The organism is Frankia canadensis, from assembly GCF_900197875.1.
Lineage (GTDB): Bacteria > Actinomycetota > Actinomycetes > Frankiales > Frankiaceae > Frankia > Frankia canadensis.
On sequence record NZ_FZMO01000001.1, the window covers coordinates 125,186 to 139,208 of the forward strand.

At 66.8% G+C, this 14,023-nt stretch carries 12 protein-coding genes and 2 pseudogenes; 11 read left to right on the forward strand and 3 right to left on the reverse strand.

Annotation, left to right across the window (positions count from 1 at the left end; all coding sequences use genetic code 11):
• Positions 1–263: 263 nt before the first annotated feature.
• Positions 264–476, reverse strand: a pseudogene (locus C1A33_RS00515) (DUF6444 domain-containing protein); the annotation flags it as partial.
• Between the two features lie 1,227 nt (positions 477–1,703).
• Here C1A33_RS00515 and C1A33_RS00520 point away from each other — a divergent pair.
• The 3 genes from C1A33_RS00520 (at position 1,704) to C1A33_RS34470 (ending at position 4,076) form a co-directional block, all read left to right on the forward strand.
• Entirely contained in the window at positions 1,704–2,177 is a 474-nt protein-coding gene (locus tag C1A33_RS00520; protein WP_101829548.1) for a hypothetical protein, read from the forward strand.
• A gap of 942 nt (positions 2,178–3,119) precedes the next feature.
• Positions 3,120–3,785, forward strand: coding sequence for a hypothetical protein (locus tag C1A33_RS36070; RefSeq protein ID WP_243407044.1), 666 nt, complete (start codon positions 3,120–3,122; stop codon positions 3,783–3,785).
• 126 nt (positions 3,786–3,911) lie between these two features.
• Positions 3,912–4,076, forward strand: coding sequence for a hypothetical protein (locus tag C1A33_RS34470; RefSeq protein WP_165818169.1), 165 nt, complete (start codon positions 3,912–3,914; stop codon positions 4,074–4,076).
• 97 nt (positions 4,077–4,173) lie between these two features.
• Here C1A33_RS34470 and C1A33_RS00530 read toward each other — a convergent pair whose 3' ends face one another.
• Complete coding sequence (locus C1A33_RS00530) at positions 4,174–4,479, reverse strand: hypothetical protein (protein WP_101829549.1); 306 nt, start codon at positions 4,477–4,479, stop codon at positions 4,174–4,176.
• A 322-nt stretch (positions 4,480–4,801) separates the two neighbouring features.
• On the opposite strand from C1A33_RS00530, the gene C1A33_RS00535 reads away from it, so the two are divergent.
• From C1A33_RS00535 to C1A33_RS00570, 8 genes and pseudogenes are all read left to right on the forward strand, one after another.
• Positions 4,802–5,683 (forward strand): DUF6444 domain-containing protein, encoded by an 882-nt coding sequence (locus C1A33_RS00535; protein ID WP_101829550.1) that lies wholly within the window; start codon positions 4,802–4,804, stop codon positions 5,681–5,683.
• Positions 5,684–5,786: 103 nt separating this feature from the next.
• Complete coding sequence (locus C1A33_RS37790; RefSeq protein WP_165818170.1) at positions 5,787–6,590, forward strand: reverse transcriptase domain-containing protein; 804 nt, start codon at positions 5,787–5,789, stop codon at positions 6,588–6,590.
• A 197-nt stretch (positions 6,591–6,787) separates the two neighbouring features.
• On the forward strand, positions 6,788–7,993 hold the full coding sequence (locus tag C1A33_RS00545) for an ISAs1 family transposase (RefSeq protein ID WP_101829551.1): 1,206 nt from the start codon (positions 6,788–6,790) through the stop codon (positions 7,991–7,993).
• Positions 7,994–8,115: 122 nt separating this feature from the next.
• A complete protein-coding gene (locus tag C1A33_RS00550) occupies positions 8,116–8,886 on the forward strand; it encodes an SAM-dependent methyltransferase (RefSeq protein ID WP_207770093.1) in 771 nt (256 codons plus the stop codon).
• A 74-nt stretch (positions 8,887–8,960) separates the two neighbouring features.
• A pseudogene (locus C1A33_RS36075) lies at positions 8,961–9,044 on the forward strand (IS6 family transposase); the annotation flags it as partial.
• 466 nt (positions 9,045–9,510) lie between these two features.
• Complete coding sequence (locus tag C1A33_RS34480; protein WP_165818171.1) at positions 9,511–9,651, forward strand: hypothetical protein; 141 nt, start codon at positions 9,511–9,513, stop codon at positions 9,649–9,651.
• Between the two features lie 328 nt (positions 9,652–9,979).
• Entirely contained in the window at positions 9,980–10,909 is a 930-nt protein-coding gene (locus C1A33_RS00565) for a 2-oxoglutarate and iron-dependent oxygenase domain-containing protein (protein WP_165818172.1), read from the forward strand.
• 24 nt (positions 10,910–10,933) lie between these two features.
• Positions 10,934–12,292 carry a diaminopimelate decarboxylase family protein gene (locus C1A33_RS00570; protein WP_101829554.1) on the forward strand — a complete coding sequence of 453 codons (1,359 nt, stop codon included), beginning with the start codon at positions 10,934–10,936 and terminating at the stop codon, positions 12,290–12,292.
• On the opposite strand, the gene C1A33_RS00575 is transcribed toward C1A33_RS00570, so the two are convergent.
• Entirely contained in the window at positions 12,220–14,007 is a 1,788-nt protein-coding gene (locus C1A33_RS00575) for an NAD(P)/FAD-dependent oxidoreductase (protein WP_133150526.1), read from the reverse strand. The two genes, C1A33_RS00570 and C1A33_RS00575, sit on opposite strands and share 73 nt — an antisense overlap.
• Positions 14,008–14,023 lie beyond the last annotated feature (16 nt).

The following is a 14,023-nucleotide window of genomic DNA, read 5'->3' on the forward strand; positions in this document are numbered from 1 at the left end:
GGCCCGGCTGCGAAGCACACAGATTGTTCCGCTGAGGATCCAGCTCGACTGCCAGGTCGATCCCTGACCGGCCAGTCCTGTGTCCCACTTGCGGATCGGGGCACACAGGCCCAATCGGTCGGCCTACCGCGAACGCCCTCGCTACGGGCTCGCGGCCTCAGCTGAGGACCACCTTCAGACGGGGCCAGTGAATCCTTCGATCTGGGTGCGGATGTCGCTGCCCAGCTGGGCGACCCCTACGCGGTCGGCCCTCAATCGCGACGCCTTCGTTTCGGTGCCTTTTTCGCGTACGGGCTGTCCGACGACGGTGGCTTCGACGATGTCGAGCTGTCCTTGCCCGCCTGGCGTTCCAATTCGGCGACCCGCCCAGCCAGCTGCTCGATCAGCCCGGTGGCCCGCGCGAGCTGCTCGGCCTGCTCGGCGATCAGCGCGGCCTGCGAGGCGATCGTCGCGTCCCGGTCCGCGAGCAGGCGCACGAGCTCGTCGTACGTCGGTCGGTCGCTGGACGCCACACCCAAAAACTAGCGATCATGGCCCACCGTCACGCAACCGCCAGAGCGATCACAGAACAAGATCCAGCGAACAGGCAGCCACAACCCGTGACCCCAGCTGAACAGCTACGTCCTCGCCGTACAGCGTGACGGACCAGAATCCGCCTGGGCCCGCTGATGGAAGCCCATCGGCGGGAAAGCGGGAAAGTGAAGCCGGTAGTTCGCGGTGCCGGACAGTCTGTCGCGTTCGGCGGTGAGACAGGGCTGGCGGTGAGAACCACCGGCTGTCCCTGCTCAGCACGAGCTGCCCTGTCCGGAGCACCGTGTCGGACATGGGCCATATGCGACGGCCGTGTCGCTGGCCGTCAGGGGCCAGCGAAACGCGCATGACTACCTAGCGTCAATACTTGAATACAATCAGCGATGATAGTAGGACTGCTGTATCACAGCTAGCTACCGGGGCACGGTCCTCCCTCCTGGTGCTGGCGCCAACCTCAGGTGAGGGGGCATGGTGTGCTTAGGAGATCGTCTGTCTGGCTGTCATCCCGGCTACCCATGGGCTGGTACGTGCCTGGGCGACGCCGGCGGGCGGCCCGCTCCTCATGGCAGCCGCAAAACCGGTCCGGTCAGCGTCCACCCTGCTCCGGTGATACCACCGTTCGGCGCCAGACGAAATGGGACGCGGCGGGACCGTATCCCCCACGGATGCCCCACCCCGGCGCGGTGGAAACGACCCGGCCGCACACGGCGCCCCCTGGTCCAGGACGGGCATCATGCGTGACGCCCCAGAGCTCCTGCTACCAGGCCGGCCACCCCTCGCACGGGCGGTCCCGCCCGCCGGGCACCACACCAATCCACTTCCGGCACCGATCCCTCTCCCGGATCGGTGCGGTCCGGGAAGCCGCACAAGCTGGAATCGACATCGCCGCGCCGCTTCGGCCCGCGCAGCTCCCGGTACCTACATCGATATCAGCCACATTCCAAGGTCTGAACCGGCGGCCGGGTCGATGATCCTGCCTCCCGCATACACGCCTGAAAGGACACAAACATGCGTGGGAAATCCAGGTCAATCAGTGCGGCAGGGACCGACTGCGACTTTTCGCTCGTGGGCGCGGCCCCCGTGGATTCGGTGTCGACCCTCCCGGGAGACATGTCCACCAAGCGCGGGGCCCCAGACTATCAATACCTGCTCACCGTCATCAGGTTGCACGCATGAACGGCCCCATTCACGTGTTGCGGATGCCCGGCTCCCGGCGTCTCTGGTTTGACAACGCCAACGGACACCGGCATTTCGCGTCCCCGGCAGCCCTCAACGATAACGAGGCCACCCAGCTCATCCAGCAGATGCTCGATCTGCTGCCGGCCGGGCTCCCCGCGGAGGAGACGGTCCGCCTGGCCGTCCGGTTGATTCTGTCCCACACGGCTGACGATGACCCGACAATTCCGGGAGAAGCCGCACCAGAGGACGACGCGGCGGTGCCGGCCTCGCCGGTGACCGGACCGCTGTCACCTACAGGCAGCATACTAACCATCCCGCCATCGGAGACCGCGAAGGCGGACTCCGTAATGACGGGCAGGCACGCCCTCCCCGACACTCTCGGCGCTGTCACCGCACCCGACCGCCGCGACGTTCCCGGCGATCTACGGACCTTCCATCCTCATACCGCCAACGGATCGGTTGCATAGCCGGGGGCGACGTACCCGCGGGGATGGCGTTCGCCGAGCGGCGTGGGCGGCCGGGCGGGCCGGTCCGTGTGCCCTCTTCGCCGAGCTGTCGGTGTCCGTGTACTCCGCCGCACCCATCGCGATGTCCCGCCACCCCGCACCGGCCCAAAAGGGTGGTCGGATCCATCATTATTCATCCCTTTAGGGCGCTGACCAGGCAAGATGGGCCTGCGCGCATCCGCCTGGTCCCGGATGATCTCTCGCACTTGGAGATCCTGACCCACGCGTCCACCCTGACTCCGGTCCATCGTCCGTTGAACGCGCATCGGCGCCCTGAAGCAACTACGGACTCTGGCCGCTCATGCCCTGACCCCGCGCGGTGGGCGGCCGGCCATGCCTGCACTCGGTGCCCTCGGCCAGGTCCTCGCCGAGGGTCCAGGATGTCCCCGGCCACGGGACGTTCCCTGGGCTGAACCGGGCCCGGCTGGGTTCGGTGGGCTGGGTTCGGTTGGTCGGGTTCGGTGGGCTGGGCCAGGTGACCACGCATGGTGGCGGGACGAGACCTGCGATCAGGCCGATGCTCTCACCGTCAGCATCAGGCCGGATGCGGATGCTTCGGACCGGCCGTGGCCTGCGGTCACCCGACCGGGTCCAGTTGAGGATGCGCCCGGACACGGCATTCACGTGGTGGGGAGATTCGGTGTGGACGACGGTCAGCTGGTGCGGCGGGGGCAGTCCCGCGGGGAGCGGGCGGAGCGGGCGATCCGGGTCACCACGGTGGTCGCGGTGGCACTGGTGGCGGCCTTCGTGTCCTACCAGCACATGCGCGGGGTCGCGGTACAGCACGGGGGGATCCGACGACCGCGGCGGTGTTGCCGTTCAGCGTGGACGGGCTGATCGTGGCCGCGTCGATGACGATGCTGGCCGACCGCCGTGCCGGGCTACGCCGTTCCTGGCTGTCCTATGGCCTGCTGGGGTTGGGGGGCGTGCGCGTCGCTGGCCGCGAACGTGCTGCACGCCGAACCGACGTTCGCTGCCCGGATCATCGCTGGCTGGCCGCCGCTGGCCTTGCTCGGTTCCTACGAGCTGCTCATGCGCCAGATCCACCCTGCCGGCCACCGCGGCGCCGACGATCCGGCCGCCACCGCCCTGTCGATCCCGCCGCAACGCGACCCGACGCTCGCCCCCACCGGCGCTACCAGCACGGCGGCACCGCCCACCCCGACGCCGGGCTCGGCCGCCTACCCGAGCCGCGCCGATAGCCCCGAGACCTCGGTCAACCCGGGCGGCGGCACCGGTCCGATGGACGGCACGCTGTCCGCCGAGCTGGACGGCGGGGCGGACCTGTCGGCGAAACGGGAGGCGATCATACGGGCGCTGGACCAGACCGAAGGGTCGGCCACCGCGGCCGTCGCCGTCCTCGCCACCCAGGGCATCACGGTCAGCAAAAGCTGGGTCTACCAGGTCCGTAAGGAGACTCCATACGGCGCCCACCGGACCGCCTACCGCCCCACGGTCCGCAGGCTGCGCTGCGGCATGGCCCCCGCCGGCCAGACCCCCTCCGATAGCCGCCCGTCCCATCCCAAAGCCACACGTCACGCTCCGCACCCGACACGCGGGCCACGGTAACACCGACGAGATATGTGTTCACGTTTTGGAAATGTTCGCGTGTAATCCTGTCAACTCTGCGGTATCCGGCCCAACGATGAGCTGGGGATTTTAGGAATATTGGACCCCTAATGCGGAGTGTGCATTGTGACCGATATCGCCAGGCTGGCGGCATCCATCGACGACTTTCCCACCATCGAGGAAACAGATGCGATGCTCGATGAACTACGCAGACTGCCACGTGACGAAAAAATGTGTAGCTTGATCGATGACCTGCTTGAGTGCCGGTCGCTCCTTCTCGCAACAGGCTGAGTTACGTTTCGGGAACGACCGGACCCCAAACTACCATTCCGATGACGCGGCTGAAATATCGTATCCAGACGGTCAGCGGCCCTACTCGGACAGTTTGTTACTGCTGAGAGCCGAACGGCTGGCCCTGCTGCCGGCCGCTACCCTGACTCGAGCTGAAACGCTCGCCGGAGTCGCCGGCCTGACCGCCGCCGATTCCGGCGAGGTCCAGGAGACGGTTCTCCACGTACCGCTCGCTGTGGTGCGTCTTGTCCGCGATGCGCTGCACGAGGTCGTTCACGTTGGTCGCGGCGTCGAGGTCCGCGGCGCTTACCTGAGCAAACTGGTCGAGAATGCGGTAACGGGCCTGCCACCAGTTCTGGCGAAACTGCTTCTCCAACTGCTGTGTCTGCTGCTGCTGAGCCATTACGTGGTTTCTCCTCTTTGAGATCACTTCCGTAAGCGCGTCGACCGAGGCCGGGGTGAGACGTTACCGCGACCCCCGTAGTCGGAGTCAAATTCGATCTTCGATGTGAATTTTTCCGTGCAACTCTGGCATCCGTGTCCATTCGTAGCTGTTCAGCTCGGGTGACAGGCTCGCTGACTGTATTTGCGCAGGTGGGGTCGGTCGCAGGGTAAACATTCAGGTGCTTTGTTGATGTTGCTTTGGGTCGTTGGCTTCGGAGTCAGGTGCTGATGTTGGTGGTCGCGTGGCGTGCCAGGTCTAGTGGGTGTGGTGAGGTGGAGGCATGGCGCCGGTCGAGGAGATGCCCCCTGAGGGCCTCCTCGTGGTGGTGCGCGCCCAGGCGGAGCTGATCGCGGAGTTGCGGGCGATGGTCGCCGAGCAGGCCCGGCGGATCGCGGAGCTGACGGCGAAGGTCGCTGACCTGGAGCGGAAGGCGTCGCGGAACTCGCGGAACTCGTCGTTATCGCCGTCCAACGACGGCGCGATCCCGGGTCGGAAGCCGCCCGAGCCGCCGGCAGGCGGTGGCGGGGCGGGGAAGAAGAAGCGCGGCAAGCAGCCGGGCGCGGACGGGTTGACGCTGGCCTGGCGGGAGGACCCAGACCGGGTGGAGGGGCACTTCCCGACTGGGGCGTGTGCCTGCGGGGCCGGGCTGGATGCGGCGACGCCGGCCGGGGTCGCCCGCTCGCACCAGTCGCACGATGTCGAGCCAGCCCGCCCGACGGTGGTCCAGCATGACCTCCAACAGGCCATCTGTGGCTGCGGGCGCCGTCATGTGGCCGCCCGGCCCGACGGGCTGTCCGCGGCGGCGGTGTCCTCCGGGCCGGAGATCCGCGCGCTCGCGCTGTACTTCCTCGTGCGTCAGCACCTGCCGGTCGAGCGGACCTGGGAGGTGATCATCGAGCTGTGTGGGGTGGCGGTCTCGACGGGCTGGCTGCACTCGGTGTTCGCGCTCGGCGCGGATGCCGTGGAGAAGCCGGTCGAGGCGATCGAACAGCGGATCGCCGCCGAGCCGGTCGCCGGGTTCGACAAGATGAACCGTTCCGGGTCCGGTGGTCTTTCCGGTGGCGGAACTGGAGAGAGCCTCCCCGGCCCCGGGTCTGCGGCCCGGGAAGCTTGCCTGCCTATAACCGGTGGTCCCGGGAAGTGGCGGGTGGCCGGAAGGTAGTCGGAGGGGGTCGTAGTAGTGCCTGAGGGTCGGGACAACATAACCCGGTCTTAGCGAAGGGCCCCTGCTTCATCGGCGCACGTTGTTGGAGAGAGGAACTCGGATGAGTGCCGTCACGGCTAGGTCCGTCCGCCAGGCCGAGAGTCTGGACACAGTTCGTGCTCTTCAGTGGGTGTTTTACCGCAGTGCCAAGTGTGATCCCGCCCGTCGTTTCCATGCCGTCTACTGCCATGTCGCCCGCAGCGATGTATTGTGGCGGGCGTGGGGCGACGTGCGTGCGAATCGGGGTGCGCCCGGTGTCGACGGTGTGTCGATCGCCGACGTCGAACGCGCCGGAGTGAGTGGATTTCTGGACGCCCTGGCGAGAGAGCTGCGTGCGGGTTCGTACCGGCCGGCTCCGTTGCGGAGGGTGGAGATACCGAAACGCGAGCGGGGAGCCACCCGGCCGCTGTCGATTCCCACGGTTCGGGACCGGGTCGCTATGACCGCTGCGAAGATTGTTCTGGAGCCGGTGTTCGAGGCGGACTTCCTGCCGTCGAGTCACGGGTTCCGTCCGCGCCGGTCCGCCCTGGACGCCTGCGAGGTCGTCAGGGTCGAGGCGAACCGGGGCCGAGAGTGGGTCGTCGACGCTGACATTGCGGACTGTTTCGGCTCCCTGGACCACGACGCGGTCATGGAACAGGTGGCCCGCCGAGTCTGTGACCGGCGGATGCTGAGACTTCTGCGGTGCTGGCTTCGGGTTGGCGTGCTGGACGTCGGTGTCCTGCGGGACTCTGTGTCTGGTACTCCCCAGGGATCATTATGCGAAGCTGTGCATAAACCGCCTAATGAACAGTGCTGGATTATGCGCAGCGCTGGCCTGTCGTGCCTGGTGAGGGCCCGATCGGGGCTGGATCGCTGCGCATAACCTGTCAGCGGTGGGGGCTCACAGCAGGGCTCTTTCATGTGTGCGATGTGACCGGTTGATGCCGTCCGTCGGGTGCGCGCTGTTCGTGGGTGTCTGTCGGGGTGGACACGGTGGGGGCACGTGTCGCTGGGACGAGGACAGGCACGCCGCTTGTAGATCACGGAGATGTCTGATGTCTGCGTGGTCTGGGGTGCGGCGTGCCTGTGGCGGTATTGTCCCGTGTCGCGATCGCCGTGGCGGGAGCCGGTGGTGTGTCGCGTCCGGGAATCTGGACGCGGCTGGAGAAGGTACCGGAGTTCCGGGCGGGTAACCGGTTCTATCCGTTGCCGTGTCTGCTGGCGATCGGGTTGTGCGCGCTGAGCGCGGCGGGGCATGACGGGATCGACGCGATCGCCCAATGGGTCGGCAGGGCGAGTGAGGCCGAGCTGGTTCGGTTGCGGGTGCCCCGGGATCCGTTCACACGCCGGCCGCGGTGTCCGTCGGCGTCGACGATCCGCCGGGCGCTGATGGGGGTCGACCCGGATGCGCTGGTCGAGGCTGTGCTGGCGCCGGACGCGCCGCGCCGGGATGAGGCTGACATCGAGACGACCCCGGCGGCGCGGGTGTGCGCCGCGCGGGCGCCGGTCATGGGGGCGGTGGCGCTTGACGGGAAGTCGTGCCGGGGCGCCCGTCGCGGCGACGGGACGCGGGTCCATCTCGTCGGGGCGGTGACCCACGGGGACGGGCTGCTGGTCGGCCATGTCGAGGTCGACCGTAAGAGCAACGAGACGACAGCGTTCCAGCCGCTGCTCGCGCCGATGGACCTGGCCGACACGGTCGTCACCTTCGATGCGCTCCACAGCGTCCGGGCGAACCTCGAATGGCTCGTCACGGCGAAGAAGGCCCATTACCTGGCAGTGATCAAAGCCAACCAGCCGCGGTTGTTCGCCCAGCTCAAGGCCCTGCCATGGGCTGACATCCCGGTCGCCGACGTCACCCGCGACCACGGCCACGGCCGTGACGAGACCCGCACGGTGAAGGTCACCACCGTGGACCGCCTGGACTTCCCCCACGCGGCGCAGGTCATCCGGATCCACCGCTGGCGCCGCGAGAGCGGCACAGCCCCGAGCCGCCAGACCGTCTACGCGGTCACCGACCTGACCTTCCACCAGGCCGGCGGCGTCCTGTTGGGCGATCTCGCCCGGTCGCACTGGCATGTGGAGAACAAGGCGCATTACACCCGGGACGTGTCCTTCCGCGAGGACCACTCCACGGTCCGGACCGGCAACGCGCCGATGAACCTCGCGACCCTGCGCTCCGCCGTCATCAACGCCCTACGCCAGGTCGGCTACGCCCTCGTCCCACCCGGCCGACGTGATCACACCACCCCGACCGCCGCCCTCGATCTCCACAGCTTCCCCTGACAAACCAGGCAGACCCCCCACATGAAGAAGCCCTGCGTCCCACGTCACGGACCGCCACTCCGGCGAGTCGTCAGACGATCACGATCCGTACATCACGTCGGTGGACTCCACTGCCGAAGGGGATCGAAGTCTCCATCCCGAGTGTTGCCCGCGTCTATGACGCGATCCTCGGCGGTAAGGACAACTTCCCTGTGGACCGAGCCATCGCCGAGCAGCTCGTTGCGTTCGTCCCCGACGGGCGTGAGGCCGCGATCTACAACCGGGCTGTGCTCGGCCGTGGTGTCCGTTACCTGGCGGAGCGGGGAATCCGCCAGTTCATCGATCTCGGTTCCGGCTTGCCGACCGCCCGCAACACGCATCAGGTGGCACAGGAGATCCTCCCCGAGGCCCGGGTCGTTTACGTTGACAACGATCCGATCGTGCTGGCTCATGGCCGGGCCCTACTCGCCGAGAACCAGTACACCACGGTCATCACGGCCGATGTGCGAGAGCCGGAGGAGATCCTCAGCCACCCCGACCTGCGGTCTCTGATTGGCTTCGACCAGCCAGTCGGTCTTCTGATGCTCGGGATCATCCATCACCTGAACGACGAGGAGGACCCGGGCGGTCTGGTTACCCGGTACCGAAATGCGGTGGCTGCCGGCAGCTACCTGTTTCTCACCCATTTCGTCGATCACGGTGCCCAGACCGACGACCTCCAGAAGGCCCTCCTCGCGGACCTTGGTACCGGCCGGTTCCGTACCCTGGAGGAAATCACCGCCTACTTTGATGGCCTGGAACTCGTCGAACCCGGTGTCGTCTACAACCCGTTGTGGCGGCCGGATGGTCCGCTTCCCGAAACGCTGCGGATCACCGAGAAGATGATCGGTGGAGGAATCGGTCGCAAATCCTGACAATGAGCACGGTAGGGTCTGTTGCATCGGCGAAGTCGGCCATCGCGGGGCGTCCGATCGGTCATGATCGGTTGATGCGTCGACGTCGTGTCCGTCCACTGGTTCCGGTGTCGGAGTTCGCCGGGTTCCGGTTCCCACCCGAGGTGATCGTGCTTGCTGGTAGCCCCATGTCGTGTTCTCGGTCGCGAGCCGCTCGATCAGCGTGGGGATCTCCGGGTTGATCGGTGGCCGTCCTGCCCGGCGCGGATGGGTCCATTTCCGTGTGACCAGACGGCGGTGCCACCGTAGGACGGTGCCGGGGGTGACCAGCCGGTGCGCTCGCAGCGTCCTGGGGAGAACCCTGATCAGCGCGGCGAGTACCGCCCGGTCCGCCCAGTCCCACCGGGGCTTGGGCTGGGTACGGCGCAGCACCGCGACCTCGTGCCGTAACACGAGCAGCTCGATGTCCTTCGACGCCGACGAACGACCGAAGAGGACAAGCCAGCCGCACACTCGAACGAAGATCAGATAGAGCAGTCGCACGGACATAGCTGACCATCATGCCGACGGTCCCGTACCGTCGTATCAGCCCAGGTCACAGGCCCAGGCCGGTTTCCGGCACCCCACAGGACCCACGACGGCGACGTGCCCGGCTTCCACACGGTGGGCGCGGTCACCGGTGACGGTGGGCGCTCGGCCGTGATCTCCGTCAACGACAACGACAACGACGCCACCCGCCAGGCGGCGTGGAACCTGGTGGACCACGCCCTGTGCCGGGGCGCCTGAGCATCACCGCCGCCGATTCGGACCGCAGCCGGACGAGTTTCTGCCGGTAGGCGCGCACCTGAGGGTCCCGCGGTGGGCGTCCGAGGTCACGAGCGGTTCTGTCCGCTGGTCGGCGTCATCGTGGGCGCGATCACCCACATGGCTACTTGGTTTGTGCAAGGAGGCCATCTACAGGGCATGGCATCCGATTTACCGGTCGATCGCCCGACTTCCATGACATCATCGTCTCGGTCGACCGCACAGCTCGGCGGCCGACCCTTGCTGGGGTTCCGGAGTACGACCCGGGCGCTCGATCATGGATGCCCACGGCCACGGAGGTGCTCTCAGATTGGCGAACAATCAACTTCTGACGACGATACCTGTCGTCGAGTGGTCGGTGACAGCCGGCGGTCCGGCCGACGACGAGAAGTGGCGACTGAGCCGAGCGATCCATGCCGCCTGCGAGCAGAGCGGGTTCTTCTTTCTGCGAAACCACGGCATCCCACCGAGCCTTCTGGAAGCGGTGTACGCGGAGGCGCGTCGATTCTATTCGCAACCACTCGACGACAAGCGACGATTCAGTTGTAGCGCCGACACCGAGTATCTCGGGTATCGCGAGGTGGGGGCCGAGAGGAGCCTCACGCATTCAGGGCGCGAGGCGTGTGAACAGTATCGAATCGGCTACGTCGCCGATCCGCCGGCGGGGGGTTGGGCCGGTCACTACCATCGACCTTTCGGTGCGGCGACTCGACTGCTTGAACGATTGGCGACGATCGGCAACGAAATCCTTTTGTTGAGCGCGCTGGCTCTGAATCTGCCGGCCACGGTCTTCGACCCGTTCATGGAGAAGCCGGTGCATCGTTTGGGCCTCAACCACTATCCCGTCGGTGCCGGCAGCGCCTTGGGGAACCGGGTGCACTACTCGATGACGTCGCACGTCGATCACGCCTTCTTCACGATCTTGACGCAGAACGCGCCGGGTCTCGAAGTCCTGGGGTCCGACGGCCGGTGGATCGACGTCCCCGTTCGCCCTCATGAGCCGCTCGTGTTCCTCGGTGACTACCTCGAGAGATGGACGAACGGCGGGTACCGGGCGACCTATCACCGGGTGCGTGACGTCTCGACGGACCGAATATCGCTCCAGTTCAAGCACCGACCCTCCTACGGCGCGATCATCGAGCCGTCCCAGTTCGTCGACGACGATCACCCATCGCGATATGAGCCGTTCGACACGGGGCGTCAATACGCCGAACTGTTGCGGTCCCTGCTCGGCGTGTAGCGGCCGAGAACTGGCGTTCACACCATGCCTATGTCGGCCTCGTTCGCCCAGCGTCTCCTGCCTCACGTTCATTCGATCGCGCAGGAGTTCGGGACGCCGTTCCACATGTACGACGAGCTCGGGATCCTCGAGAGCGGCCACGAGTTCAACGCGGCATTCTCGGGCCTCGACGGCTTCCGCGAGTTCTACGCCGTCAAGGCGCTCCCCAACCTCCGCATCCTGGAGATCCTCCGAAACGAACTCGGGTTCGGCTTCGACTGCAGCTCGACGGCGGAGCTCGCGATGGCCCGACAACTCGGTGCATCGGGGGAGGACATCATGTTCACCTCCAACAACACGTCCGCCGACGAGTACGAGCAGTCCCTCGATCACGGTGGGTGCATCCTCAACCTCGACGATCTGACCTTCGTCCGCAAGCTCCCGCGCATGCCGGAGCTGATCTGTTTCCGCTACAACCCGGGAACGTCTAACTTCGGGAATTCGATCATCGGGGCGCCCAGATCGGCGAAGTTCGGACTGCGGCACGATCAGGTGATCGCCGCGTACACCGAGGCACGCGCCCGGGGTGCGCGGCGTTTCGGACTGCACGCGATGGTCGTATCGAACGAACGTCGTCACCGCCGGATGGCAGCCATCCTCCAGATGTTGCTCGAGGTCTGCGGCGAGGTCACGGCAGCCACCGGCATCCGGTTCGAGTTCGTCAACGTGGGCGGCGGCATCGCGATCGCCTACCGCCCCGGCGAGCGACCGTTCAAACTGCAGGCGTTCGCCGATCTGGCGGTCCAGCTCCTGGATGCGTTCGAGCGCGAGCACGGATACCGGCCGAAGATGTACATGGAGTGCGGCCGACTCATCACCGGGCCGCACGGGGTCTTGGTCACGCGTGTTCTGAACGTGATGTCGAAGTACCGCTCCTACGTCGGCGTCGATGCCTCGATGTCCGACCTGATGCGCCCGGGGATGTACCGGTCGACGTACAACCACATCACGGTCGTCGATCGCGCCGGCCAGGAGTTGCGCGGGCCTCTCGGCGCCGTCGATGTCGTCGGCTCGCTCTGCGAGAACCGGGACAAGTTCGCGACAGACATTCTGCTGCCACCGGTGCGGGAGAACGACTACGTCGTGATCCACGACACCGGGGCCCACGGGCATTCGATGGGATTCCAGTACAACGGCCGGCTGCGACCTCAGGAGCTCTTGCTCCGGCGCGACGGCAGCGTCGAGCTCATCCGCCGGTCTGAAACTGTGGACGACTATCTCAGGACCCAGCTCGACTTCGAGTCCCGACGGTTCACTCCGGCGGGCGGGTCTCAGAGGTCGAGGTCGATCGTCGCCGCGCCGACGGCGTCCACGGCGTCGGGCTCGAACAGCCGCTCGAGCTGACCGAGCACACCGGACACGTCCCGCGGTGGTGTCGTCGGCGCGAACAGCCCGTCGTGGGCCCATAGTTCGGGGTCGAGCCCGATCGCCCAGGCGTTCAGCCATGGCGCCGCGTCCAACGTCCGCCGCCGCGCCGGCATGGTGTCGTCGACAGCGATGAGGAAGATCGCCAGAGCGACCTCCTCGACGACCGCCATCGTGATCCGGTGGTCGGCGACGAGCTCGTCGATCGTCTTGCCGGCCACGAGGTTGCGCTCGTAGGCCTCCTGGAGGAACGGGATGCTGGCGTAGTCGACGAACACGAAGCGGCGTCCTCGTCGAGCGCGGCCCTCCCACTGCTTGAACAGACGCTTGACCCGCAGGGCGAGCGGGTAAAGGTTTGTGGTCTCCGCACGCACCGCCGCGGACTTGGCGGCATCGAGGTAGATCCCGTTGTAGATCTGCGGCGTGGCCGTCGTCCAGGCCAGCAGCGTGTCCCAGATGAACGAGACCGTCATGATCAGCGGCTCGCCGAAGTACGAGTAGGAGCTGTGGATGTTGTACTCGACCCAGTCGTTCTGGGCGAGGACGAACGAGTTCAGTTCGGCGGCCCGCGTCTCGTCGAACGCGCCGGCTGCGTCCTCCCCGAGCAGTGTGACCACCGCCGTGTTCTCGAAGGCGATCATGTTGGAGCCCGGCGAGTAGAAGGGATCGGCGAACGCGGCGGCTTCGCCGACGCACGCCCACCGGTCGGCGGAGATCGCCAGGCTCGACGTGTAGCTGAAGTCACGCGCGACGACGAAGTCCATGATCTCGTGGCGCGCCACTCCCGCGGCCACGGCGGGCTCGTGGCGCGCCAGCCAGTCGATCGCCCGCTCGAGGGTGTCCATCTCCCCGATAGCCTGCAGGGCACCCGAGGACACGATGCCGACGCTCGTGTTGCCGGACCCGAGCGGGATCAGCCATACCCAGTAGCCCGGCCCCATCAGGTGGTTCGTCGAGAAGTAGCGGACCCGACCCGGGACGCGGGCGTGCCACTCCACCTGGGTGTCGGGGACGAAGTCCTCGATGTCGAGCCGGCCCCGGACCCGGAACCATGCTGCGTTGAACATGCCGTCGGTCTCCCGCTGGAGTCCGAGTTTGCGTTGCAGGAACCGCAACCGGCCCATCGCGTCGACGACCCATCGACACCGAACGGTACGCTCGTTACCGTCGCAGTCACGGAACGCAACCCGGTGCGGTTCCGCCCCGGGGGCGAGCTCGATGTCGAGGACTCTGGCGCCGGTCGCGATCTCGACCCCGGCGGCGACGTTCATCTCGTAGAGATCGTTCTCCAGCACCCCGCGGTCGATCTGGTAGGTGGGGCACCGGCTGAACCTGCTGAGCCCGACCTCGGGCGCCTCCCACAGCGCCCGGTCGGGCGCACCGAAGAAGTAGCGCAGGCCGAGCTTGGGCAGGTGGCGCTGCGCCATGTAGTCGCGCAGCCCGAGCAGCTCGGCGAAGTAGAAGCCGGCGATGTCGACCGTGGACTCACCGACCTTGAACGCCGCCACCGGCACGGGGTACGCCTGGCTGTCGACGACGAGGACAGTGGCGCCCGGGTGGCGCAGCTTGACCTGGCGGGCGAGCGTGGCGCCCGCAAGCCCGCCGCCGCACACGGCGATGTCGTACGTGTCGCACATGTCGACCGCGTCGGCGGGATCGGCGGGATCGCCGGTCGGCCGCGGGAACAATGCCAAGGCTGGGCTCCAAATC